The sequence below is a fragment of the Streptomyces pyxinae genome (assembly GCF_024756275.1).
Taxonomy (GTDB): domain Bacteria; phylum Actinomycetota; class Actinomycetes; order Streptomycetales; family Streptomycetaceae; genus Streptomyces; species Streptomyces pyxinae.
On the sequence record NZ_JANUGQ010000031.1, the window covers coordinates 20,617 to 44,974 of the forward strand.

The following is a 24,358-nucleotide window of genomic DNA, read 5'->3' on the forward strand; positions in this document are numbered from 1 at the left end:
GGTGCGACACGGCTCACACCCCCGGTGCCGCCCCCGCCCCAGCGGGCCCGCTGGAGGAGCGTCTCAGCGGTGACGTCCGTTGCCCCGGCATGCGGCCGCAGGGCGCCCTCCGGGTCTTCCCGGGGTCGGAAGTGCTCGGTCATACCGGCATGGTGCCGTCCCGCCCCCGGCCCGCGGTACCGGTTTGCGCCGGTGCGCCCCCCCTCAGGTCCGGAGCCGGGTCGCCACCCAGGAGCCGGCCAGGGCCACCGCGGCCATGGGGAGGAAGACGGCGGCGAAGGCGGCCGGGTGGGAGCCGCCGGCCGCGTGGGCCGCGCCGTGGGCGGCGGCGCCCACCGCGCCTCCGCCCAGTGCGGCGAAGGCGGCGCCGCCGCCGGCCAGCAGCAGGACGTTGGAGAGCGCGTCGGAGATCTGGAGCGCCGCCGAGTTGGCGCCGGCCTCCTCGGGCGCGGAGAGCTTGAGCAGCAGCACACTGGTGGCGGCGATCACCAGGCCCATGCCGAAGCAGCCGACGGCCCAGGCCACCGCCACGATCCAGGCGGGCACGGCGGGGATCAGCACACTGGGCGCGGTGAGGATGGCGGCGGCGACCAGGACCATGCCCAGCACCACCAGGCGCTCCCGGTACGGCGCGACGCGCGGCCGGGACTGGAGGAAGGAGCCCAGCGCCCAGGTGGCGCCGCCGACCGCCAGCGAGAGCCCGGCCAGGGTGGGACTCAGGCCCCGCTGGGTGACCAGCATCAGCGGCACGAACGACTCGGCCGCGATGAACGACCCGGCCGCCAGTCCGCGCAGCAGCACCACCGAGGGCAGCCCCCGCGCCGCCCGGTAGGTGCCGCGCGGCAGCAGCCGGAGCACCGAGGGGACCAGCAGGGCGGCGCCCGCCAGGGCCGGGAGCAGGGAGAGGAGCCGCAGGTGCTGCCCGGCGTACTGGAGCAGTCCGGCGCCCAGCGAGATGCCGAGCGCCAGCCGGATCCGGCGCCGGTCGAACGGCACCGGCGGCGCGTCCGGGTCGGCCGGCCCGGACGCGGTCCGGCGGATGGCGGGCAGCGCCAGGGCGAGCGGGAGCACCACCAGCACCGGTATGCCGAGGAACACCCAGCGCCAGCCGAGCTGTTCGGTGACGGTGCCGGCGACCAGCGGGCCGACCACCGAGGGGACGACCCAGCTCGCGGCGAAAGCGGCCATGATCGCGGGCCGCAGCTCCTCCGCGTACGCCCGGCTCACCACCACGTACAGCGCCACGATCACCAGCCCGCCGCCGAGCCCCTGCACCGCCCGGCCGAGGATGAAGACCAGCATCGACCCGGCCGTCCCGGCGAGCAGCAGTCCGGCGGCGAAGGCGCTGATCCCCGTGGTGAGCGGCGCCAGCGGCCCGGAGCGGTCGGACCACTGTCCGGCCAGCACCATGGCGAAGAGGCTGGTGGTGAAGTAGGCCGAGAAGGCGAACGCGTAGAGCGCCACCCCGTGCAGCTCGCGGGCGGCGACCGGCATGGCCGTGCCCACGGCGGTCGCCTCGAAGGCGATGAGCAGGACGACCGAGACCGTCCCGACGCTGAGCGCCCGGTGCGCCCGGTCGAGCACGCCCGCCTTCGTCCCCGGGCCGCCGGGGGCGGGCCCGGGGGCGGAGCCGGAAGCGAGGGCGGGCGGGTCGGCGGTGGGGTGCGGCTCCGAGGCGGTCATGCGGCTCAGCGTAAGGGGCGTCCGGCGGGTGGGACCCTGTCGCGGGTCGTGATCGGACTCGTCCCTTGGTCGTACGTCCCCGAGGACCCCTGGCCGTACGCCCCCGAACGCGCCGGCCGCAGGCCACCGGAGCGACCGGGCCGTACGGCCGGCCGCGCGGTGATGAACCCGGCCGTAACGGCGTCGTACGCCCCGTGAACCCGGGCCAACGCCCGTGAACGCACCGTGGCAGTCGTGTTGCGGCCCCCGCGCCGGCCTTCCGCGCCCGCCGCCGGGCGGCCTACGGTCATGACCGAAGCACCCACGCACGACAGCGAACACGCACGACAACGAGCACGACCACGACCGTGTGCCCGAGTGGTTGAGGGACTGGATTGCAAACCCAGTTACGCGGGTTCGATTCCCGCCACGGTCTCCACACGGGGCGTCCTGCCCCGGGGCGCGGTTCCGGTACCTCACCGGGGCCGCGCCCTTCGCGCGTGCGCCGGCCGCGCCCTTCCGCCCGCCGCGCGTACGCCCCCGGGCCCGAACCGGGCCGGGCGCCTCCGGGCGGGGCCGGAGCGCCCGGTCTCAGCTCCGGGCGGGGGCGGCGACGGCGGCCTGGGGGCGGATGGGCAGGCGGTTGACCGGGCGGCCGGTGGCCGCGCGGACCGCGGCCGCCACCGCCGCCGGGGAGGTGACCACCGGCACCGCGCTCGCCGCCTTCGCGCCGAACGGGGCCACCACGTCCCGCTCCTCCACCAGCTTGACGATCCGGATGTCCGGGGCGTCCAGCGCGGTCGGCAGGGCGTACCCGGTGAGGTCCGGGCGGCGGACCAGGCCGCGCGCGGTGCGGAGGTTCTCGGTGAGCGCGGCGCCCACGCCCTGGGTCACGCCCGCCTCGATCCGGGTGGCGAGCTGGGCCGGGTTCAGCACCCGGCCCACGTCCTGGGCGACGGCCATCTCGACCACCCGTACCGAACCGATCTCGATGTCCACGTCCACCACCGCGCGGACGGCGCAGAAGGCGAGGCCCACGAAGGCGTCGCCCTGGCCGGCCCCGTCCAGCGGCTCGGTGGGGTGCGGGCGGCACTGGGCGGTGGCCCACAGCTCCTTGCCGTCCAGCGCCTCCATCACGGTGGTGGAGAGCACCCCGTCGTACGAGGTGATCTTGCCGTCGGCGATCTGGAGCAGCTCGGTGGACATGCCGAACTGGTGGGCCAGCGGCTGGAGAAGCTGGGTGCGGACCATCTTGGCCGCCCGCTCCACCGCGCCGCCGGAGACCCAGGTGTGCCGGCCGTGCGCCGCCGGTCCCGCCGGGGGCTGGTCGGTGTCGACCGGGGCGACGTGCACCTCCTCGACGCCCAGCACCTCCTGCACGATCTGCCGGGCCAGCGTGGTGAAGCCCTGGCCGGTCTCGACCGCCGCGCAGAGCACGGTGGCCACCCCGTCGTGCACCCGGACGGTGGCCGTGGACACCTCGTCGGCACCCTCGGCGCCGAGCATGTGCACCATGCCCAGGGCGTACCCGACGCCCCGGCGGACCGCGCCCGGCTCACCCGCGCCCTCCGGTCCGCCCGGCAGCAGCCAGTCCTCCTCGGGCCCGTCCTTGGGCAGCGCGGGCAGCGGGAAGTCCCGTACCGCGCGCAGCAGTTCGGCCACCGGGGCCGGGCAGGTCACGGTCTGGCCGGTCGGCAGGATGTCCCCGGTCGCCAGCACATTGCGCAGCCGCAACTCGGCCGGGTCCATGGCGAGTCTGGCCGCCAGCTTGTCCATCTGGCCCTCGTACGCGGCGCACACCTGCATCGCGCCCTCGCCCCGGACATGGCCGGAGGGCGGGTTGTTGGTGCGCACCGCCCAGCCCTCGATGAAGGCGTGCGGCACCACGTACGGCCCGCAGGCGAAGGCGACCGCGGCGGCCAGCGACTCGCTGGAGTCGTCCGCGTAGGCGCCCGCGTCCAGCAGGATCTGCGCCTCCACCTTGACCAGCCGGCCCTCGGCGTCCGCGTGGTGGCGGTAGCGGAGCAGCGTCGGGTGGCGGTGGGCGTGGCCGAGGAACGACTCCTCGCGGGTCGCCGCCAGCTTTACCGGGCAGCCGGTGCGCAGCGCCAGCAGGCCCAGCGGGATCTGGAAGCCGGGGTCCTCGCGGTCGCCGGTGGCGCCGGGCACCCCGGTGACCACGATCTTCACCCGTTCGGGCTCCAGGCCGTAGCAGGCGGCGGCGAGGTTCCGGTCGGTGTGCGGGTCGGTGGAGGCGGTGTAGATCTCCACCCCGCCGTCCGGCCGGGGCACCGCGAGTCCGGCCTCGGCGCCGATCGGCGCGGGGTCCTGGCGGCCGATCCGGTAGAGCCCCTCGACCACCACCTCGCCGGTGACCTCGGGGTCGCCGTAGCTCAGCGGGATGTGCCGGATCAGATTGCCGTCCGGGTGCAGCGGTTCGGCGGAGAACGCCTGCTCCGGGTCGGTGACCGGTTCCAGCGGCTCGTACTCCACATGGATGGCCGCCGCCGCCAGCCGGGCGGTGTCCGGATGGTCGGCCGCGACCGCCGCGATGGCCTCGCCGTGGTGGCGCACCAGGCCGGAGGCGAAGACCGGGCGGTCGGCCACCTTCCGGCCGTACGCCGCGTCGCCCGGCACATCGGCGGCGGTGACCACCGCCCGTACCCCGGGCAGCGCGGCGGCGGCACTGGTGTCCACGGACACGATCCGGGCGTGCGCGTGCGGGGAGCGCAGCAGCGCCGCCCAGAGCAGCCCCTCGGCCCAGAGGTCGGCCGCGTAGGGGAAGGTGCCCTCGGCCTTGGCGCGGGCGTCGGCGGCGGGCAGCGAGGCCCCGATGCCGTGGGTGGGCGGTTGCTCCTCCGGCCGGGGGCCGTCGGCCGCCGGGACGGCGGTGGCCGCGTCGTTGCTCACGCCATGCCTCCCTCGTACGGGTGGGGTGCCTGGGCCTGGTGCGGAATGCGCGGTACCGGCGGCCCGTCCGGCGGCGGTGGCGTCCCGCCCTCCGGTACGGCTCCGGTCCCGGCCGCCGCGGCGGCGCTCGCCTCGCGCTCGGCGACGACCTCCCGCACGGCGTCCAGCACGCCCCGGTAGCCGGTGCAGCGGCAGAGGTTGCCGCAGAGCGCCTGCCGGGTCTCCAGCTCGGTCGGGGCGTGGTTGCCCTGGAGCAGGTCGTGCACGGTCATAGCCATGCCGGGCACGCAGAAACCGCACTGCACGGCCCCGCACTTGGCGAGCGCCCGCTGGATGTCGCTGGGCTCGCCGTTGGCCGCCAGACCCTCGACGGTACGCACCTCGCTGCCGGCCGCGGTGGCCGCGGGCACCAGGCAGGAGGCGACCAGCCGGCCGTCGACCAGCACATTGCAGGCGCCGCACTCGCCCTGGGAGCAGCCGTCCTTGGCGCCCGCCAGGCCGAGGCGCTCGCGCAGCACGTAGAGCAGCGACTCCCCGATCCAGGCGTCGACGACCGGGCGGTCCATACCGTTCACCCGCAGGGCGTACGAGATGTGCGGGTGTTCCTCACCGGCGCCGGGGTCGGGAGCGGGACCGGCGGCCACCGCCTCGGGGGCACCCTCCGTGCCGGGTTCCGTGCCGCCCCGCGTACCGGGTTCCGGGTACGGGACGGCTTCGGGGGCGGCACCGGCCGAGGGGTCGGCGACGGCACCGGGCGCGCCGACGGTCACCGGCTCGGCACCCACCGGCGCGGCGCCCACGGGCTCGGCCGGGTGCCCGGCGCCCGGCCCGGCCCCGGGCTCGGATCCGACGGGCGCGGCGGGCCCCCCGGACACCGGCGACCCGACGGGCACGGCGGATTCGGGTACGGCTCCGGGCCCGGCGGTCGCGACGGCCCCGGCCACGGGCTCGGCGGCCCCGGCCACGGCTTCCGGCTCGGCCCCCGGGGCGACGGCCTCCGGCCCGGGCTCCGGGCCGACGGCTTCCGGTTCCGGCTCCCACGTGGGTTCCGCTTCGGTCTCCGGGGCGGGTTCCGTCGCACGGGCGGGTTCGGCCGCCGGCGCCCCGGCGACCAGCGGCTCCTCCCCCGGCCCGGGCGCCAGTTCCTGGCCGGGCACGAATTTCGGTCCGGACTCCGGTGCGGATTCCGCTTCCGGCTCCGGACGCGACTCCGGTTCCGGCTCCGGCTGGGGTTCCGGTTCGGGTGCCGGGACGGTGGCCCAGGGGGCGGGGGCTCCGCCGGGCAGGGTGGCCGGCCGGTCGGCCGCCGCCCAGGCCGAGGCGGCGGACAGCTGGTACTCGCCGGACTCGTCGGGGAGGTCGCCGTCCGCGACCGGGATGTGCCACTGGCCGGTCGGCTCGGTGGGCGCCGGGGGCGCGGCGGAGGCCGGGGCGGGCGCGGGCTCCGGAGCGGCGGCCTCCCGGAAGTCCCACCGCGCGGTGGCGCTCGGGTCGTACGGGGCCTCGTACTCCGCGCCCCGGGGGTCGTACTCCGCGCCGTAGACCTGCTCGTGACCGGGCACGCCGGACGACGACGCACCGGGTCCACCGGACACGCCCGGCTCGCCCGGCGCCTCGGGCCGTCCCGCCGGATACGGCTCGCCGCCCGGGTAGTCCGTACCACCCGGGTACCCCGGTTCCGGGTACCCGGCGGCCGGCGCCGTGCCCGACGGGTCGGGGTGGCCGGCCTCGTCGGGCCCCCGGTGCCAGACGGCCGCCTGCTGCGGCGCGGCCCAGCCGCCGGGAGCCCCGGGCGCCTCGGCTCCCTCGGGCGCCTGGATGTACGGCGGCACATAGCCGTGGCCGGGCGCGGCCAGCGGGGTGGCGTCCAGCGCCAGACCGGGCGGCAACTGCACGAAGGCGGTGGCGTCCTGGTCGTACTCGCCCTGCGGCACCGGCTGCCAGGCCCCGGGGCCGTACGGGTGCGGCTGCCGCTCGTGCTGGTTCTCGTTCTCCTCGGCGGTCATGACAGCGCCCTCCCCAGTGCCCGTCGGGCCAGCGCGGCGACCGTGCGCCGCAGATGCAGTACGGCGGGCGGCAACTGCTCGTCGCCCGGCGGGTCGGGGACACAGGCGGCGGCCACGTACTCGCCGAAGGCGGTCAGCGCCTCGGGGGCCAGCCCCCGGTCGCCGTCCCAGTCGATCAGCGAGGCGATCCAGTGCTCGGCGTCGAGCGGGCGCAGCGGCATCGGCGCGATCGCCCCGACGGCGCAGCGCACCCCGCGCCGGGCCGGGTCCAGCACGACCGCGACCGAGGCGGTCGCCCGGCCGGGACCGGTGCGGCCGGTGGCCTTGAGGAACACCTGCGGGGCGTGCAGCAGCGGCACCCGGACGAAGCCGACCAGCTCGGCGGGGCCGAGCAGTTCGCGCCCGGTCAGCAGGTGGGAGACCGGCAGCTCCCGGGTGCCGCCGGGGCCGGCGACCACCAGATCGGCCTCCAGCGCGGCCAGCACCGGCAGCGCGTCACCGGTGGGCGCGCCGGTGACGATGTTGCCGCCGAGGGTGCCCGCGTTGCGGATCTGCGGCGGCCCGGCGGCGCGGGCGGCGGCGGCCAGCGCGGGGATGAGCGCGGCGAAGTCGGGGCGGCCCATCCGGGCGTGGGTGAGTCCGGCGCCGAGCAGGGCGTGGCCGTCCTGGTACTGCCAGCCGCGGATCTCGTTGACCCGGCCGAGGCCGACCAGCCCGGCGGGGCGGAGCTGGCCCCGGTTGACGGCGGCCATCAGGTCCGTACCACCCGCGACGGGCACGGCGGCGGGCATGGCGGTGAGCGCCGCCACCGCCGCGTCCAGCGTGGCCGGCAACGTCACTGACTGCGTCGCCCGCGGTGCGTGCGTGGTCAACCCAGCTGCCCCTTCCCGGTCTCCCGGCTGTCCCCGGCCGTCCCCGGCCGCACCGTCACGCCGGGGCCGCGCCGTCGCCGCGCCCCGGTCTCAGCGCTTCGCAGCACTTCTCGGCGCTCCTCGGCCGTTCCCAGCATGTGGCCGTACCGTACGTGCTCACGGCCCGGACGTGGCAACTCTGGCACATCTTCCGGCGCGACCGGCGCGAGGGTCCATGACGGGCGCATCCGTACCGGACGCCCCATGACCTGCGGGATGAGAGGTTTTGTCACCGCTTCGGCGGCTGGGGCGAATTGCCACGTATCGGCGATCTCGTACGACTTGTCCGACCGACCGGAAGCGACCGGACCCGAGCGGAAGCGACCGGTCGGGGGCCGGTGGAGTCCCGGTGGCGCTCCGGCGGCAGGTCGTACCGCCGCGAACTCACACCTTCGGGGGCGGCTCCGGCGCACCAGGCTCACACGTTCGGGGGCGCTCCCTCGATCGGGCGGCCGAGCACCCCGGGGCGGCGCTGCCAGGGCGAAGGGCCGGAAGGTGGCCGGTAGTCGACGCCGAACGCGTCCAGCCGGTGGTAGTGGACGGCCATCCGGCGCTCGAAGTCCGCGAAGTCCCGGGCGGCCGGCGGCGGCAGGGCGGACCAGGCGACCTCGGCGAGCGCCACCAGCCGGGGGAAGGTCTGGTAGTCGACCCGGGCCCGGCTGTCGAGCGCCTCGGACCAGACATTGGCCTGGGTGCCCAGCACATGGGCGGCGGCCTCGTCCGACAGCTCCCCCGGAACCGGCTCGAACCGGTAGACGTCCTCCAGGGTGCGGACATATCCGATGGGCACCGGTTCGTCGTCGCCGGGCGCCTGCCGGTGGTCCAGATACACGTACTGCTCGGGGCACATGACGACGTCGTGGCCGGCCTCGGCGGCGGCGATCCCGCCCGCGTACCCCCGCCAGGAGGAGACGGCGGCGCCCGGGGCGAGGCCGCCCTCCAGGATCTCGTCCCAGCCGATCAGCCGGCGGCCCCGCTCGGCCAGCCAGCGGTCGAAGTGACGGATGAACCAGGACTGGAGGGCGTCCTCGTCCGCGAGCCCCAGCTCCGCGATCCGGGCCTTGACCGCCGGGGAGGCGCGCCACTGGTCCTTGGGGCACTCGTCGCCGCCGATGTGGACGAAGGGCGAGACCTCGGCCGGAAAGAGCTCCAGGATCTCGTCGAACACCTGCTCGTAGAAGCGGACGGTGGTGTCGGTGGGGGCGAGTACGTTCGGACTGACCCCCCAGGTGTCCCAGACGGAGAGGGCGGTGGTGTCGACGACATCGGTGTTGCCGAGTTCGGGGTACGCGGCGATGGCGGCCTGCGAGTGCCCCGGCACGTCGATCTCCGGGACGATCCGGATGTGCCGCTCGGCGGCGTACGCGACGATCTCGCGGATGTCGTCGCGGGTGTAGTGACCGCCGTGCGGGGTCTCGTTCCAGAGCGGCGAGGCCCGGTGGCCGTGCTTGCTGCGCGCCCGCCAGGCACCGGTCGCGGTGAGCTCCGGGAAGCGCCGGATCTCGACCCGCCAGCCCTGGTCGTCGGTGAGATGGAGGTGCAGGACGTTCAGCTTGTGCGCGGCGAGCAGATCGAGCTGGCGCAGCACGTCGTCCTTGGGCAGGAAGTGCCGGGCGACGTCCAGCAGCATGCCCCGCCAGCCGAACCGGGGCGCGTCGGTGACGGTGAGCGCGGGCACGGTCCAGCGCCGGTCCGGGTCGAGCGGCGCCCGGCGGCAGGCGTCCGGGCCGAGCAGCTGACGGAGCGTCTCCACGCCCCAGAAGACGCCCGCCGGGCCGCCGCCGGACACGGTCACCCCGTCCGGCCCGGAGCGCAGCGCATAGCTCTCCGGCCCCCGGTCGCCGGCCGCCTCGGCGTCCACCCGCAGCCGGACGACGCCGCCTCCCGTACCGGCTCCGGCTCCGGCTCCGGCTCCGGCTCCGGCTCCGGCTCCGGCGAACGGGGCCAGCGGGAGTCCGGTCGCCGCGCCCACGGTGGCCCGCAACCGCCGCGCCGCCCGCTCGGTGCCGGGGCCCGCGTCCACCACGGTCGCCGCGTCCAGGGTGAACCCGGGCGTGCCCGGTGCCGTACGCACCCCGAGCGGCGCCGGGACCAGCGCCACGGCCGGTTCCCCGGGAGCCCCACCCGCACCTCCCGCGCCACCGCCACCGCCGGCGCCGCCGTCACCCATGGCCGCGCGCCCCGTCTCCGTACCGTCCCGCATCCGTCTCCCCTTCCGCTGCTCTCCCCCGGCTCTCCGTCGGGTGCCGCTCTCCGTCCCCTCAGTCCTTCATCGCGTCAGTCCTTCACCGCGCCGCCCAGGCCGGAGACCAGCCGCCGCTGCACGAGGACGAAGAAGACCAGGACCGGCACGGTCATCACGGTCGAGGCGGCCATGATTCCGCCCCAGTCGTTCTCGTCCGGCTTGAAGAAGACCAGCAGCGCCATCGGCAGGGTCGACTGCGAGACATCGCTGATCAGGAAGGACTTGGCGAAGAGGAAGTCGTTCCAGGCCGAGATGAAGGAGAAGACGCTCGTCGCCACCAGACCCGGGAAGACCAGCGGGAAGAGGATCCCCCAGAGGAACCGGGCCCGGCTCGCCCCGTCCAGGTAGGCCGCCTCCTCCAGCGCCTCCGGCACCGCCTTGACGAAGCCGCGCAGCATCCAGATCGCGAACGGCAGCGAGAAGGCCAGGTGCGGCAGGATCAGCGCGCCCAGGGTGTTGAGCTGTCCGAGGTCCCGCATCAGGAAGAACAGCGGGATCGTCAGCGCCTCGACCGGCACCATCTGGGCGACCAGGAACATGATCAGCAGGGTGGTGCGGAACCGGAAGCGGAACCGGGTCACCGCCGTCGCGGCCAGAAAGGCGATCAGGGCCGAGGCGACGACCACCGAGCCCGCGACGAACAGGCTGTTGAGGAAGTAGCGGCCGAAGTCCTGCTGCTCGAAGACCCGCCGGAAGGAGTCCAGCGAGGGACGGAGGGTCCAGGGGCGGGGCTCGGCCGACTGGATCTCCCCCGCCGGCTTGAGGGCGGAGAGGACCATCCAGTACAGCGGGAAGGACACCACCAGCGCGATCAGCAGCGTCACGGCCTCCGCGACCGCCCGCCCGGGCCGGCGGACCAGGCGTCCCGGCCGGCGGACCGGGCGCCCCGCCGGACGGATCAGGCGTCCGGACCGGGGGACCAGGCGTCCGCGCGCCTTCGGGGCGGCGGGGCTCACAGCTCCGCTCCCTGGCGGCGGACGAGGCGGAGGTAGACCAGGGTGACGGCGAGCAGGATCAGCAGCATCACCACGCCGATGGCCGAGCCCAGGCTGTACTGCGAGGAGGCGAACGCCTTCTGGTACGCGTACACATTGAGGACCAGGTTCTGCCGGGCGATACCGCCGCCGTTGGTCATCACATAGATCTGAGTGAAGATCTTGAAGTCCCAGATGATCGACTGAATGGTGACGACCACCAGGATCGGCCGCAGCAGCGGCGCGGTGACGGAGCGCCAGATGCGCCACTGCGAGGCCCCGTCGAGCGCGGCCGCCTCCAGCACCTCGGCCGGCACGGCCCGGATCCCGGCGTACACGGTGACCATGACGAACGGGAACGAGCACCAGACGACCTCGAAGAGCACCAGGGCGAAGGCGCTGTACCGCTCGTAGGTCCAGGAGAAGTCCCCCAGCCCGAACAGCCGGTTGACCGGCCCGAAGTCCGGGTCGAAGAGGAACACCCAGACGGTGGACCCGGTGACGGCGGGCGTCGCCCAGGCGCCGAGCGCGGCCAGCATCAGCGCCAGCCGGGGCACCGCCCGCACCCGGGTCAGCAGCACGGCGAGGGCGCAGCCGACCGCCAGGGTGGCGACCACACAGGCGGCGGCGAACACCACGGTGGCCAGCAGGACCCGCCAGAACTCCGGGTCGGCGGCGAGCGCCCGGTAGTTGCCCAGGCCCTGGAAGGAGGTCGGCGCACCGCCGCTCACCTGCGCCTGGGTGTACTCCAGCAGGGAGATCAGCCCCAACTGGTAGATCGGGTAGACCAGCAGACCGGCCAGCACCGCCAGCGCGGGCGCCAGATAGAGCCAGGGCGTCCACCCGCCGTGCCCGGACCCGCTCCCCGCCCCGCGCCGCCGCCCGGGCCCGGGGGCCCGGTCGCGCCGGAGCTCACGTCCCGGTCCGGGGGCGCCTCCGGGACCGCGCCCGGGGCCGGGGCGGACGCCCTTCTCCGTACCCGCAGGGGTGTCCGTACTCGTACGCGCGCTCGTCGCCATGGCGGTCAGCCCGCCTCCGCGAAGGCCGCGTCCATCGTCCGGGCCGCGTCGGCGGAGGCGGTGGCCACGTCCTTACGGCCGCTGACGATCTCCTGGAACATGGTGGGCAGCACCTGCCCGGCGTCGATCCGCCCCCAGCCCGGCGAGCCGGGCACGAACCTGGTGCCCGCCGCCAGCGTGTCGATGAACGGCTTCACGAACGGCTGCTTGCGCGCGGCCTCGGCCCGTACATCGGTGTACGTCGGCAGAAAACCCATCGCGTCGAAGAGCCGGCCCTGCGTCTCCTTGCCGGCCAGCGACTTCAGCAGCTCGACCGCCAGGGTGCGGTGCGAACTGCTGCGCAGCACACCGAGGTTGTTGCCGCCCGCGAAGGCCGGGGCGACGGAACCGGGCTTCACCCCGGGCAGCGGCACCACCGCGTACTTCCCCTTCACCGGGCCCGCCTCCACCGCCGCGTGGCTGAAGTCGCCGCCGATCGCCATGGCCGCCCGCCCCGAGGCGAAGGCGGTGACGGTGGCGTTGCCGCCCATCGCGGCGCACTTGGCGGGCGGGCAGTTGTCGGGCCCGAAGAGCGAGGTGTACGCGGCGATGCCCCGGCGCGCCGCCGGACTGCCGACGGCCGCCCGGTACGTACCGCCGTCGCGGGTGGCGAGCTCACCGCCGTGCGCCCAGAGGAACGGCAGGGCGCCATAGGTGTAGGCGCCGCCGACCGCGAGCCCGTACAGCTCGGGCCTGGCCCGGTGCGCCTTCTTCGCGGTCGCGATCAGTTCGGTCTGCGACTTCGGTGCGGAGAGGCCGAGTTCGCGGAAGACGTCGGTGCGGTAGTAGAGCGCCCGCACACCGACGAAGAGCGGTGCCCCGTAGACCTTGCCGTCCACGGTGACGGAGGTGCGCGCGGTCGGGTCGGTGTCCCTGGTCTCGTCCCAGGCGCCGAACTCGGCGCTGATGTCCGCGAGTCCGCCGTCCTTGACGTACCCGGCGGTGTCGGTGTTGCCGTACTCGACGAGGTCGGGGGCGCTGGCTGGGTCGTTGAAGGCGGCCTTGATCCGCTGGGCCCGGGTCTCGACGGGGATGTACTCGATCTCGACCCGGGCCTCCGGGTGGCGCTTCCGGAACCCGGCCACGGCGGAGTCGACCACCCGCTCCTTGGGCTTGTTGCCGACCTCCTGGAAGAGCCACACCCGCAGGGTGCCGCCCTTGTCGTCCCGCTGGGCGCCGGTGCCGGAGGTGCCCGGGGCGCAGCCGGCGACGGCGAGCCCGGCGAGGGCGAGGCCCGCCACGGCGGCCCCGAGACGCCCGGACGGCCCCGGCCCCGGTGACCGGGCCGGCTTGGGGAACGGCCCCGGGGACAGCGTCCGGGACAGCTTCCGATGCGGCTTCACGTGCGGTTTCAGGGACGGCTTCGGGTGCGGTTTCAGGAACGTCATGTCTGGGCTCCCCCCAGCGCGTTGCATCCTGTGCAACAGGCGTTTCGTACTGCACAACGGGCAGGACAGGCAGGAGACTAGGACGGCCCGCGAGGGCCCCACAAGAGGTCTTGACCACTTCCGCCCTCAGGAAGCATCCCGTGCAACGCGCGTCCCGGGTGGCGCGGCACTCCGTGCAACGCGAGGGCCCGCGCGCGACGCCAAGGCCGGTGCCCGCCAAGGCCCGCGCGATGCCAAGGCCGGCGCCCGCCAAGGCCCCATCGATGCCAAGGCCGGCGCCCGCCAAGGCCCCATGCGACGTGAAAGCCCAGGCAAGACGAAGGTCCACGCGACGCCAAGGTCGATGCGACGCGAAGGCCCGTGCAAGGCGAAGGCCCCCGGGGCGCGCACACCTTCGTGTACGCGCCCCGGGGGCCCACGGCCGTCCGGCCGGACCGGTCAAGCGGCCGACCGGTCGGACAGTCAGCCGGCCAACCGGCTACTTCTTGTCCTTGCCGCCCTTGTCCTTGTCGCCACCGGCGCCCATGGACTCGTAGATCTCCTTGCACATCGGGCAGACCGGGTACTTCTTCGGGTCACGGCCCGGCACCCAGACCTTGCCACACAGCGCCACCACGGGAGTGCCGTCGAGGGCACTCGCCATGATCTTGTCCTTCTGGACGTAGTGGGCGTAGCGCTCATGGTCGCCGTCGCCGTGGGACACCTGCGGTGTCGGCTCTACGAGGGTCCCCGTACCTGCCCCGCGCTCGGGCTCAAGAGTGCTCATGGCCTCCAAGGGTACCCCCGGCGCACCGGCGTCGGGCGGGCCCCGGAACGGGTCCGCCGAACGACGCCACACTCGGTCAGTTGAGCGAGGGATCGTCCGGATAAGTGGCGATCATCGCCAGCTCGCTGCGCTGCCTCCGGAGCACCGCCCGCCACAGCCGCTGGGGCTCCGGGGAGGAGACGTCACCGGGCTCGGAGTCGACGACGAACCAGGCCCCTTCGGCCAGTTCGCCCTCCAGCTGGCCCGGTCCCCAGCCGGCGTACCCGGCGAAGATCCGCAGCGAGCCCAGCGCCGCCGCCAGCAGCTCCGGCGGGGTCTCCAGGTCCACCAGGCCGATCGCCCCGTACACCCGGCGCCAGCCCAGCGGCTCCCGGCCGCCCGGACCGCCGTCGCGGGCACCGACCGTCCCGGCCCCCGCGCCACCGGTCGCGCCGCCCGCCTCCCCGGCCCGGACCGCACCGGGTCCGGGTCCGGCGGGCCGCCGGCCGCCGGACCGGCCGCCGGGGCCGGGCTCGCCGGGCTCGTCGCCCGGTACCACCGCGACACCCAGCGCCGAGTCCAGGGAGACCGGGCCGCCCTGGAAGACCACCCCGGGCGCCCCGGCGAGCGGCGCCCAGGACTCCAGGATGTCGCCGACGTCCACCGGGGTCGGCCGGTTGAGGACCACGCCGAGCGCGCCCTCCTCGTCGTGGTCGAGCAGCAGGACCACCGCGCGGTCGAAGTTCGGGTCCGCCAGCGCGGGAGAGGCGACGAGCAGCCGCCCTGTGAGCGAGGACACCTCGGTCATGCCTGACATGATCCCCCATCTTCGCCCCGTGCGGGGGGTCGTGGACGAGGTACGGCCGAACCGCAGCTCACCGGCGCCGGAGAGCGCACCCCCGGCACAAAACGGAGCGTGACGCTCCGCACGTGATCACAGACGGACCGTGTTGTACCCGATTCATTACATTCGCGGGGCCCCCCGGCCCATACAAAAGGGGGCCCGCGCCCCCTTACCCTTTCTTCTGGTCCCCTGCCCATCACTCCGGAACGCGAGATTCATGACCGGCACAGACGATGTACTGCTTGTCCACGGCGGAACCCCGCTGGAGGGCGAGATCCGCGTCCGCGGCGCGAAGAACCTCGTGCCCAAGGCGATGGTCGCCGCCCTGCTCGGCAGCGGGCCGAGCCGGCTGCGCAATGTGCCGGACATCCGCGATGTCCGGGTCGTACGCGGCCTGCTCCAGCTGCACGGGGTGACCGTCCGCCCCGGTGAGGAGCCGGGCGAGCTGGTACTGGACCCGACCCATGTGGAATCGGCCAATGTCGCCGACATCGACGCCCACGCGGGCTCCTCCCGCATCCCGATCCTCTTCTGCGGCCCGCTGCTGCACCGGCTGGGCCACGCCTTCATCCCGGGGCTGGGCGGCTGCGACATCGGCGGCCGGCCGATCGACTTCCACTTCGACGTGCTCCGCCAGTTCGGCGCGACCATCGAGAAGCGGGCGGACGGCCAGTACCTGGAGGCCCCGCAGCGGCTGCGCGGCACCAAGATCCGGCTGCCCTACCCGTCGGTCGGTTCCACCGAGCAGGTGCTGCTCACCGCCGTCCTGGCGGAGGGTGTCACCGAGCTGTCCAACGCGGCCGTGGAGCCGGAGATCGAGGACCTCATCTGCGTGCTGCAGAAGATGGGCGCCATCATCTCCATGGACACCGACCGGACCATCCGGATCACCGGTGTGGACAAGCTCGGCGGCTACACCCACCGGGCGCTCCCGGACCGCCTGGAGGCGGCCTCCTGGGCGTCGGCGGCGCTGGCCACCGAGGGCAACATCTATGTGCGCGGCGCCCAGCAGCGCTCGATGATGACCTTCCTCAACACCTACCGGAAGGTGGGCGGTGCCTTCGAGATCGACGACGAGGGCATCCGCTTCTGGCACCCGGGCGGCTCGCTCAACGCGATCGCCCTGGAGACGGACGTGCACCCCGGCTTCCAGACCGACTGGCAGCAGCCGCTGGTGGTGGCGCTGACCCAGGCGGCCGGGCTCTCCATCGTCCACGAGACGGTGTACGAGTCGCGGCTGGGCTTCACCTCGGCGCTCAACCAGATGGGTGCCCACATCCAGCTGTACCGGGAGTGCCTGGGCGGCTCCGACTGCCGCTTCGGGCAGCGGAACTTCCTCCATTCGGCGGTTGTCTCCGGCCCGACCAAGCTCCAGGGCGCCGATCTGGTCATCCCCGACCTGCGCGGCGGCTTCTCGTACCTGATCGCCGCGCTGGCGGCCCAGGGCACCTCGCGGGTGCACGGCATCGAGCTGATCAACCGCGGCTACGAGAACTTCATGGAGAAGCTCGTGGAGCTCGGCGCCAAGGTCGAGCTGCCGGGCGCGACCGTCGTCTGACCGGCCGCCACCCGGCCGCCCGGCAGTCCGGCTCTTCGGCCGGTTGTCGCCCGCCCGGCCGGTCCTCCGATCGGGCGGCTCTCCGGTGATCGCCCGGCCGGCTCACGGTCGGCCGGCTGGCCGGCTCGCGGTCCGGCCGGCTGCCGACCCACCGCCCGGCTGACCGTACGTCACCCCGGGTGCGGGCCGGGCGAGTTGACGCTCCGCCGGCCGGTGGCGCGCCCGGCCCGGTGGGCCCGCGGCACCCGGCCCCCTGGCCCCTGGCTTCAGCGAAGGCCCCCGTCACCGGCGGGGGCCTTCGGCGTCTCCCCGGCCGGGCACCGCCCGGGCCCGCCCCCTTCGCGTACGAGTACGGGCAGGCGCAACCGGTACGGCACGGACCGTGCCCGTACCCGGGCGCCGGCGGCCCGGACCGTACCCGTACCGCCGGGGCCGGAGCCCCTGCCCGTACCGCCGGGCCGCCTCCGTACCCGTACACGGGCGGACCGGGCAGACGGGGACGGCCGTACGTCCCCGTCTGCGGCCCCGGCCCCGTGGCGGGCCCGCCGAATCTCCCCGTACGGCCCCTGTGGCGCCGTACGGCCCGGCGGGCCCCGGAAACCGCCTCCGCACGGCCCCGTACGGCCCTGACCGACCCGTACGACCCCGTACGACCTCGGGTGACGCCGTACCGGGCCCATGGCGTCCCCGAACCATCGGCGGGGCGGGGCCGGCACCCCGCGCGCCGGCGGGACCGGCGAAGACGAGCCGGGACGGACGAAGGGCGGCCACCCGGCAAACACCGGGTGGCCGCCCTTGACGCGCCTGGGGCCGACCGCCGCTCGGGGCCCTCGGCCCTCCGGCGGTTCGTGTGCCCTGGGGCTTACTTGCCCTTCGCGGCTTCCTTGAGCTTCGAACCCGCGGAGACCTTCACGCTGTAACCCGCCGGAATGTTGATGGGGTCGCCGGTCTGCGGGTTGCGCGCGGTGCGAGCGGCACGGTGGGTGCGCTCGAAGGTCAGGAAGCCGGGGATGGTGACCTTCTCGTCGCCCTTGGCGACGACCTCGCCGACGGTCTCGGCGAGCGCGGCCAGCACGGCGTCGGCGTCCTTGCGGGTCACCTCGGCACGGTCGGCCAGGGCGGCCACCAGCTCACTGCGGTTCATGTTGTTACTCCCGTGTTCTTCTTGCCTGTGAGGCGTGAGATCGAAGCCGATGCTGCCAGGGCCCTCGGACAGGTCCCGGACCCGGGTCTGCTGTCAGACCCTCGCGCCCGAATAGGCATCCTGCCCCCACCAGCGGCGGTAAAGCCAATCCGGCACCCGCCGGGGTCACACGAAAAGCGCCACGAGACGGGTGCGGTGACGGTCGGTCGACACCCGGAGGACGCACCGCAGCCGGGCCCGGAACGCCGGGCCCGGACCGTGCGCGGGGCGTCACTTTCCGCGTCGCCCGCGCGCCCCGGCGCGGTCCGCCCACCCGGCCGGTTACGCCATCAGCATGATGATCAGACCGGAACCGAGTGTGACCACCGGACCATCCGCCAATCGGCGGGCCGACCCTGCTGTCAGATGGTCGTAGGGGCGGAGACGGTGACGCCCGCTGCCTTCGCGGCGTCCCGGACGGCGCCCGCGACGGCGCCGGCCACCTTGTCGTTGAAGACCGAGGGGATGATGTAGTTCGGGTTCAGCTCGTCGTCGGTGACCACGTCCGCCAGCGCCGCCGCGGCGGCCAGCATCATCTCGGTGTTGACGGTCCGCGACTGGGCGTCCAGCAGGCCCCGGAAGACACCCGGGAAGACCAGCACATTGTTGATCTGGTTGGGGAAGTCCGAGCGGCCGGTGGCCACCACGGCCGCCGTCCGGCGGGCGGTCGCCGGGTCCACCTCGGGGTCCGGGTTCGCGAGTGCGAACACGATCGCGTCGTCCGCCATGGCCGCCACGTCGTCGCCGTCGAGCACATCCGGGGCGGAGACGCCGATGAAGACGTCGGCGCCGGCCACGGCCTCCTTGAGGGTGCCGGTGACGCCGTCCGGGTTGGTGTTGTCCGCGATCCAGCGGAGCGCCGAATCGGGCTCGCCCAGGTCGTCCCGGCCGGCGTGCACCACACCGTGGATGTCCGCCACCACCGCGTGCTTGACGCCCGCCGCCAGCAGCAGCTTCAGGATGGCCGTACCGGCCGCGCCGGCGCCGGACATGACCACCCGGACGTCGCCGGTGGCCTTGTTGACCACCCGCAGCGCGTTGGTCAGCGCGGCGAGCACCACGATGGCGGTGCCGTGCTGGTCGTCGTGGAAGACCGGGATGTCCAGCGCCTCGCGCAGCCGCGCCTCGATCTCGAAGCAGCGGGGCGCGGAGATGTCCTCCAGGTTGATGCCCGCGAAGCCGGGGGCGATGGCCCGGACGATCTCCACGATGGCGTCGGTGTCCTGGGTGTCCAGGCAGATCGGCCAGGCGTCGATGCCGGCGAACCGCTTGAACAGCGCCGCCTTGCCCTCCATGACCGGGAGCGCCGCCTTGGGGCCGATGTTGCCGAGGCCGAGCACCGCCGAGCCGTCGGTGACCACGGCGACGGAGTTGCGCTTGATGGTCAGCCGGCGGGCGTCCTCGGGGTTCTCCGCGATCGCGGTGCAGACCCGGGCGACACCGGGGGTGTACACCATGGAGAGATCGTCACGGTTGCGGATGGGATGCTTGGAGGCCATCTCGATCTTGCCGCCGAGGTGCATCAGGAACGTCCGGTCGGAGACCTTGCCGAGCACCACGCCCTCGATGCCGCGCAGCTTGCCCACGATCTCGTCGGCGTGCGCGGTGGACGTGGCCGCGATGGTCACGTCGATCCGCAGCTTCTCGTGGCCGGACGCGGTCACATCGAGGCCGGTGACGGAGCCGCCGGAGGACTCCACGGCCGTGGTGAGCTGGGAGACCGCGGTTCCGCTCGCGGGCACCTCCAGCCGGACCGTCATCGAGTACGAGACGCTGGGCGCCGTTGCCATGGCCGAGTTCCTCTGCTTTCCCTGAGCTTCGTTGCCGCCCCGCTCCGGCGGACGGCCGGGGAGGAGCCCTCCGATGGTCGCACCTACTTGCGAGTAGCAGGTAATACGGTCATTGATTTATCGGAAACCTTTTTCCACCTTGCGAGAGACGGACGCTCTAGGGTGCCGACCGGAGACACTCATCACCTGGGGTTTCGCGACGATTCACCGGACTTTTCCGGAGATGTCCACGGACTTCCGGGGATCCCGCATCCTTCCGGAGACTTCGGGGACTTCACCGGACTTCCCGGCATTTTCCGGGGATCTTCCGTGGATTTTCCGGGGGATTACCGGGCCGGGAACGCCGACAGGCCCGTGCCCCTGCCCTCGGAGGGAAGGAGACGGACCTGTCGGGTACGAATGGGTGGCACCGACCCGCCATGCTCGCCTCGCGGCAAGTGGTCGCTCGTAGCGACGAAGGTTGGGCCCGGGGGCTTGGATCGAGCCGGTGCCATCACCCAGGCTAACAAAGTGACGCCCGAAAGCGAGGGCGCGCCCGGACCCGGATCCCCGCCCCCGGGCATCCGGGCCCTCCGGCCCCCATCGGGCCGGGCCGGACGGCCCGGCCCGATGGGGGCCGGAGGGAGAGCCGGCCACCGCGGGCGGAACACCCCCGCGTCCCGCGGCAACCGGCCGCCGCGACGGGAACGGTCCTGACGGGAACAAGCCCCGTGCCGGGGCCACCCGCCCCCGGGTCGGTCACGCGGCCGGCCCAGGGACGCGGCCGCCGGGTCAGCCGCGCAGCCGGCTCAGCCGCGCGCAGCCGAGCCTGGGCCCGGCCGACTCAGCCGCACGGCCGGCTCAGGGCGCAGCCGCCGGCTCAGCCGCGCGGCCGGGCACAGCCGGCCCAGGGACGCGGCCGGCTCAGCCGCGCGGCCGGGCACAGGCCACAGCCGGCCCCGGGCACAGCCGGCACACGGGCGCGGCGGCCCTGGGTACAGCCGACCCAGGGCGCAGCCGGCACGGCCGCACACGGACGCGGCGGCTCAGGGCGCAGCCGCCGTAGCCGAGCCGGGGCGCCGCCGGGTCAGCCGCGCGGCCGGCTCGGGGCGCGGTCGCCGGGTCAGTCGCGCAGCAGGTCCGGTACGCCGAGCGCGTCCGGCTCGTCGCGCGGTCCGGAGACCACGGTGAGCTGCCGGGTGGCGCGGGTGAGCGCCACGTACAGCACCCGCAGGCCCGCCGGGGACTCGTCCGCGATCTCGGCGGGCGAGACCACCAGGGTGGCGTCGTACTCCAGGCCCTTCGCCTCCAGGCTGCCCAGCGCCACCACCCGGTCGCCCAGCTCCGTCACCCAGCCGGCCGCCTCGGCGCGCCGGTCCATGGCGACCACCACGCCGACCGTGCCGTCCACCTGGTCCAGCAGCCGGCGGGCCTCCGCCCGTACCGTCCCGGCGAGGTCACCGCCGCCCGCCGCCTCCCCGGCGCCGGCCGCCACGAACCGGGGCTCCAGGCCCGTCGAGCGCACCGCCCGGGGGGCCACCGACCCCGGCATGGCGAGGGCCAGCACCCGGGAGGCCAGCTCCGCGATCTCGGCCGGGTTGCGGTAGTTGACGGTCAGCTCGAAGCGGCGGCGCGGCCGGGAGCCCAGCGCCTCGTCCCGCGCCTCGGCCGCCTCGTCCGGCACCGACCAGGAGGACTGGGCCGGGTCCCCGACCACCGTCCAGGTGGCGTGGCGGCCCCGCCGGCCGACCATCCGCCACTGCATGGGCGTCAGGTCCTGGGCCTCGTCGACGATGACATGGGCGTACTCGGTCCGCTCCTGGGCCAGCCGCTCGGCCCGCTCCCGCTGGCTCTCCTCCCGTACCGGCATCAGCTCCTCCAGGCCGGTGAGCTGGTCCAGCGGGTCCAGCTCCCGCTTCCTGCGGGGTCTGGCCGGGGTGCCGAGCAGGGTGGCCAGCTCGTCCAGCAGGGCCACGTCGTGCACCGACAGCTCCGTCCGGCGCAGCGCCCGGGCCACCCGCCGGACCTCGCCGGGGTTGAGCACCCGGCGGGCCCACCGGCCGAGCCGCTTCTCGTCGGCCATCGCGGCGAGCACCCCGCGCGGGGTGAGCTCGGGCCACCAGGCGTCCAGGAAGGCGGTGAAGGCGTCCTCGGAGGTCACGTCGTCGTCGAAGGAGGCCCGCAGCTCGGCGGCGAGCTCCGGGTCGCTGTGCCGGCCGGCCGCGCCGGACTTGGCGTACAGCGCGTCCAGCAGCAGCCGGCGGGCGCGCGGCCGGAGCAGGTTCACCGGGGCGGTGCCGCTCAGCACGGTGTGCCGGATCCGGCGCAGCTCCTCGGCCTCCAGCTCCAGCCGGCGCCCGAAGGCCACCACCCGGAGCCGTTCCGGGGCCGTACCGCCGACGGGCAGTTCCAGGGCGCCCCGGGCCGCCTTCCGCAGCACCTTGAGCATCCGGGAGGAGCCCTTGACACGTGCCACGGCCGGTTCGTCGTACGCGGTGGCCTCCGCCCCGTCGACCAGATGGCCGACCGCGCGGATGGCGACCTGCCCCTCCTCGCCCAGCGAGGGCAGCACGCCCTCGGTGTAGGCGACCAGCAGCGGGGTGGGCGAGACGATCAGGATGCCGCCCGCGTACCGGCGCCGGTCCTGGTAGAGGAGATACGCCGCCCGGTGCAGCGCCACGGCGGTCTTGCCGGTGCCCGGGCCGCCCTCCACGTACGTCACCGAGGCGGCGGGCGCCCGGATGACCTGGTCCTGCTCGGCCTGGATGGACGAGACGATGTCCCGCATGGTGTGGCCGCGCGACCGGCCGAGCGCCGCCATCAGCGCGCCGTCCCCGATCACCGCCAGCTCGGTGCCGTCCAGGGTGGCGGTCAGCTCGGGGCGCATCAGGTCGTCCTCGACGCCCAGCACCCGGCGGCCCTTGGAGCGGATCACCCGGCGCCGCACCACCCGGCCGGGATCGACCGGGGTGGCCCGGTAGAACGGCGCGGCGGCGGGCGCCCGCCAGTCGATGACCAGCGGGGCGTAGTCGGTGTCCAGCACCCCGATGCGGCCGATGTGCAGGGTCTCCCCGATCTCGGCGCGCTGCCGGCCGTCCTCGGTCCGTACGGCGTCGTCGGCGGGCTCGACCGAGGTGTACGCGCCGTCCGGGCCGCGCTTGCCGTCCTTGCCGTACAGCAGGTCGACGCGGCCGAAGAGGAAGTCCTCGTACTCGTTGTTGAGCCGGTTGAGGTGGATGCCGGCCCGGAACACCTGGGCGTCCCGCTCGGCCAGCGCCCCCGGGGTGCCGACCTGGCCGCGCTGGGCGGCGTCGTGCATCAGGAACTCCGCCTCGTGGATCTTCTCCTCCAGGCGGCGGTACACCTGATCGAGATGGTGCTGTTCGACACCGATCTCGCGGTCCCGGACCGATTCGGCCCCCTCGACCACACTGTCGGCTTCCTGCGCGGCCACCGAGGCCCCCTTCTGACGTGCACTGGGCAGCCGTCGAGCGTACGCCACGGGGCCCCGGTGTGTCAGGCGCACCGCCCTCGAACACCAGGTCATACGAGCCGGCGCGCACACCGAAGCGCCCGGCCCGTGAACGGGACGGGCGCGATCACCCCCGGCGGCCGGACCCGGGCCGCGCGCCGGCCGGCGTCCGCCCGGCCATCAAGGCCCCGGCCCCCGCACCGCCCGGGGCGGCCCGGCCGTCAGACCCCGACCTCCACCAGCCGCTTGCCGTCGAAGGTCCGGACCTCGAAGTGGTCGATGTCGGCGCGGTTCATGGCCGAGCCGCCGTGCACATACAGCGGGGAGCGGGCGGCCGGCCGCGGGCTGTCCGGGATGCCGTACCCCCACTTCGGCACCGACCAGGAGGTGACGACCTCCTCCTCGCCGCTCTTGGAGACGGCGATCAGATTGCACTTCAGCGGACCCTTGACGTTCTTCAGCTCCAGGACGGTGTGGGTGCCCCAGGCCTTCTTCTCCATGCCCACCGTCGCGGTCACCCCGGTCCCCGCGTCGGTGGCCTCGGCCTTCTCCGGCATGTGGTGGAAGAAGGCGTCCTCGGCCGGGCTGGTGGGGTGCGGGTCGGCGGTGGCCTGGTGGGTACGGGTGTCGTCGCCCCGGGAGACCACCACGGCGACGGCCGGGCCGCCGATGATCAGCGCGGCGGCGGCCGCGACCAGACAGCGGGTGCGCCGGCGCCGCCGGGCCCGCTTCACCGCGACCTCGTCCACCAGCCGGTCCAGCAACCGCGGCCCCGGCACGGCCGCGAGGGCCGGCGGCGGGGGCGGGGGCGGCGGCACGGAGAGTGGCCGGGGCGCCGGTCCCGGGGACTCCGCGAGCAGGGCGAGCATCGGTTCCATCCCGGAGAACTCCTCCAGGTGCTCCGCGCAGATGTCACAGCCCGCCAGGTGTGCCTCGAAGGCGGTGGCTTCGGCATTGTCGAGAATGCCGAGCACATAGGCCCCGACGGTGTCGTGCACCGACTCGTTCCCGTGTGCGGCAGGCGACGTCATGCCGAGATCCCCCTCTCCTCCAGAGCGAGCTTCATGGAACGCAGCGCGTAGAACACCCGGGACCGGACCGTCCCGCTGGGTATGCCGAGGGTCTCGGCAGCCTCGTTGACCGTACGCCCCTTGAAGTAGGTCTCGACAAGGACTTCCCGGTGGGCCGGGGTCAGATCGTCGAGCGCGTCCGAGAGCGTCATCAGCCACAACGCCTTGTCTATCTCGTCCTCCGCGGGCATGACCTCCAGCGGTGACGGTTCGACCTCCTGCGGCCGGGCCTGCCGGCTTCGGTGGCCGTCGATGACGATGCGGCGGGCGACCGTCACCAGCCAGGGTCGGACGGAGCCGGTGGCCCGGTTGAGCTGACCGGCGTTCTTCCAGGCACGGATGAGCGTCTCCTGTACGACGTCCTCGGCGCGCTGGCGATCGCCGGCGACGAGGCGGCAGACGTAGGCGAGCAGCGGTCCGGCGTGCTCGCGGTAGAGCGCCCGCATCAGTTCCTCGTCCGGGACGTCGGTACTGGTGCGTGGTGGTGGCACAGCGCGATGCCGGGCCCGATGCGTCCCCCGACGGTCATCGGCCACGGCGGCATCCTTGCGCACCTGGAACCT

The 24,358-nt window shown here is 74.5% G+C and carries 16 protein-coding genes and 1 tRNA gene; 2 read left to right on the forward strand and 15 right to left on the reverse strand.

Annotated elements, in window-relative coordinates; all coding sequences use genetic code 11:
- Window positions 1-204 precede the first annotated feature (204 nt).
- Window positions 205-1,683 (reverse strand): MFS transporter, encoded by a 1,479-nt coding sequence (locus tag NX801_RS26545; RefSeq protein ID WP_258790464.1) that lies wholly within the window; start codon window positions 1,681-1,683, stop codon window positions 205-207.
- A gap of 343 nt (window positions 1,684-2,026) precedes the next feature.
- Here NX801_RS26545 and NX801_RS26550 point away from each other — a divergent pair.
- A tRNA-Cys gene (locus tag NX801_RS26550) sits at window positions 2,027-2,101 on the forward strand.
- 152 nt (window positions 2,102-2,253) lie between these two features.
- Here NX801_RS26550 and NX801_RS26555 read toward each other — a convergent pair.
- The 9 genes from NX801_RS26555 to NX801_RS26600 form a co-directional block, all read right to left on the reverse strand.
- Complete coding sequence (locus tag NX801_RS26555) at window positions 2,254-4,572, reverse strand: xanthine dehydrogenase family protein molybdopterin-binding subunit (RefSeq protein WP_258790466.1); 2,319 nt, start codon at window positions 4,570-4,572, stop codon at window positions 2,254-2,256.
- Window positions 4,569-6,578, reverse strand: coding sequence for a 2Fe-2S iron-sulfur cluster-binding protein (locus NX801_RS30855; RefSeq protein ID WP_309505906.1), 2,010 nt, complete (start codon window positions 6,576-6,578; stop codon window positions 4,569-4,571). Before NX801_RS30855 ends, NX801_RS26555 begins: the two co-directional genes overlap by 4 nt.
- The gene (locus NX801_RS26570; RefSeq protein WP_258790468.1) at window positions 6,575-7,450 is read right to left on the reverse strand and encodes an FAD binding domain-containing protein; all 876 of its coding nucleotides are present in this window, start codon (window positions 7,448-7,450) and stop codon (window positions 6,575-6,577) included. The genes NX801_RS30855 and NX801_RS26570 overlap by 4 nt, the downstream gene beginning before the upstream one ends.
- A gap of 457 nt (window positions 7,451-7,907) precedes the next feature.
- Entirely contained in the window at window positions 7,908-9,659 is a 1,752-nt protein-coding gene (locus NX801_RS26575; protein ID WP_258790513.1) for a beta-N-acetylhexosaminidase, read from the reverse strand.
- Between the two features lie 107 nt (window positions 9,660-9,766).
- On the reverse strand, window positions 9,767-10,633 hold the full coding sequence (locus NX801_RS26580; RefSeq protein WP_258790514.1) for a carbohydrate ABC transporter permease: 867 nt from the start codon (window positions 10,631-10,633) through the stop codon (window positions 9,767-9,769).
- 53 nt (window positions 10,634-10,686) lie between these two features.
- Window positions 10,687-11,727 carry a carbohydrate ABC transporter permease gene (locus NX801_RS26585; RefSeq protein WP_258790469.1) on the reverse strand — a complete coding sequence of 347 codons (1,041 nt, stop codon included), beginning with the start codon at window positions 11,725-11,727 and terminating at the stop codon, window positions 10,687-10,689.
- 5 nt (window positions 11,728-11,732) lie between these two features.
- The gene (locus NX801_RS26590) at window positions 11,733-13,007 is read right to left on the reverse strand and encodes an extracellular solute-binding protein (protein WP_258790470.1); all 1,275 of its coding nucleotides are present in this window, start codon (window positions 13,005-13,007) and stop codon (window positions 11,733-11,735) included.
- A gap of 625 nt (window positions 13,008-13,632) precedes the next feature.
- Window positions 13,633-13,920: a DUF3039 domain-containing protein gene (locus tag NX801_RS26595; RefSeq protein ID WP_023588437.1), complete on the reverse strand. Its 288-nt coding sequence runs from the start codon at window positions 13,918-13,920 to the stop codon at window positions 13,633-13,635.
- Between the two features lie 76 nt (window positions 13,921-13,996).
- Complete coding sequence (locus tag NX801_RS26600) at window positions 13,997-14,707, reverse strand: YqgE/AlgH family protein (RefSeq protein ID WP_258790471.1); 711 nt, start codon at window positions 14,705-14,707, stop codon at window positions 13,997-13,999.
- 253 nt (window positions 14,708-14,960) lie between these two features.
- Here NX801_RS26600 and murA point away from each other — a divergent pair, with 253 nt between their 5' ends.
- Window positions 14,961-16,301 (forward strand): UDP-N-acetylglucosamine 1-carboxyvinyltransferase, encoded by a 1,341-nt coding sequence (gene murA / locus NX801_RS26605; protein WP_258790472.1) that lies wholly within the window; start codon window positions 14,961-14,963, stop codon window positions 16,299-16,301.
- Between the two features lie 862 nt (window positions 16,302-17,163).
- Here murA and NX801_RS26610 read toward each other — a convergent pair.
- The 5 genes from NX801_RS26610 to NX801_RS26630 form a co-directional block, all read right to left on the reverse strand.
- Window positions 17,164-17,445, reverse strand: coding sequence for an HU family DNA-binding protein (locus NX801_RS26610; RefSeq protein WP_017237029.1), 282 nt, complete (start codon window positions 17,443-17,445; stop codon window positions 17,164-17,166).
- A gap of 401 nt (window positions 17,446-17,846) precedes the next feature.
- On the reverse strand, window positions 17,847-19,274 hold the full coding sequence (locus tag NX801_RS26615) for an NAD-dependent malic enzyme (protein ID WP_258790477.1): 1,428 nt from the start codon (window positions 19,272-19,274) through the stop codon (window positions 17,847-17,849).
- A gap of 1,102 nt (window positions 19,275-20,376) precedes the next feature.
- On the reverse strand, window positions 20,377-22,707 hold the full coding sequence (locus tag NX801_RS26620; RefSeq protein ID WP_258790478.1) for a HelD family protein: 2,331 nt from the start codon (window positions 22,705-22,707) through the stop codon (window positions 20,377-20,379).
- Window positions 22,708-22,946: 239 nt separating this feature from the next.
- The gene (locus NX801_RS26625; protein ID WP_258790479.1) at window positions 22,947-23,756 is read right to left on the reverse strand and encodes an anti-sigma factor family protein; all 810 of its coding nucleotides are present in this window, start codon (window positions 23,754-23,756) and stop codon (window positions 22,947-22,949) included.
- Complete coding sequence (locus NX801_RS26630; protein ID WP_258790480.1) at window positions 23,753-24,349, reverse strand: sigma-70 family RNA polymerase sigma factor; 597 nt, start codon at window positions 24,347-24,349, stop codon at window positions 23,753-23,755. Before NX801_RS26630 ends, NX801_RS26625 begins: the two co-directional genes overlap by 4 nt.
- Window positions 24,350-24,358 lie beyond the last annotated feature (9 nt).

Coding starts and splice junctions, on each gene's coding strand:
- NX801_RS26545 (WP_258790464.1), bottom strand. CDS start 1,683: ATGACCGCCTCGGAGCCGCACCCCACCGCCGACCCGCCCGCCCTCGCT.
- NX801_RS30855 (WP_309505906.1), bottom strand. CDS start 6,578: ATGACCGCCGAGGAGAACGAGAACCAGCACGAGCGGCAGCCGCACCCG.
- NX801_RS26575 (WP_258790513.1), bottom strand. CDS start 9,659: ATGGGTGACGGCGGCGCCGGCGGTGGCGGTGGCGCGGGAGGTGCGGGT.
- NX801_RS26585 (WP_258790469.1), bottom strand. CDS start 11,727: ATGGCGACGAGCGCGCGTACGAGTACGGACACCCCTGCGGGTACGGAG.
- NX801_RS26595 (WP_023588437.1), bottom strand. CDS start 13,920: ATGAGCACTCTTGAGCCCGAGCGCGGGGCAGGTACGGGGACCCTCGTA.
- NX801_RS26600 (WP_258790471.1), bottom strand. CDS start 14,707: ATGACCGAGGTGTCCTCGCTCACAGGGCGGCTGCTCGTCGCCTCTCCC.
- murA (WP_258790472.1), top strand. CDS start 14,961: ATGACCGGCACAGACGATGTACTGCTTGTCCACGGCGGAACCCCGCTG.
- NX801_RS26610 (WP_017237029.1), bottom strand. CDS start 17,445: ATGAACCGCAGTGAGCTGGTGGCCGCCCTGGCCGACCGTGCCGAGGTG.
- NX801_RS26615 (WP_258790477.1), bottom strand. CDS start 19,274: ATGGCAACGGCGCCCAGCGTCTCGTACTCGATGACGGTCCGGCTGGAG.
- NX801_RS26625 (WP_258790479.1), bottom strand. CDS start 23,756: ATGACGTCGCCTGCCGCACACGGGAACGAGTCGGTGCACGACACCGTC.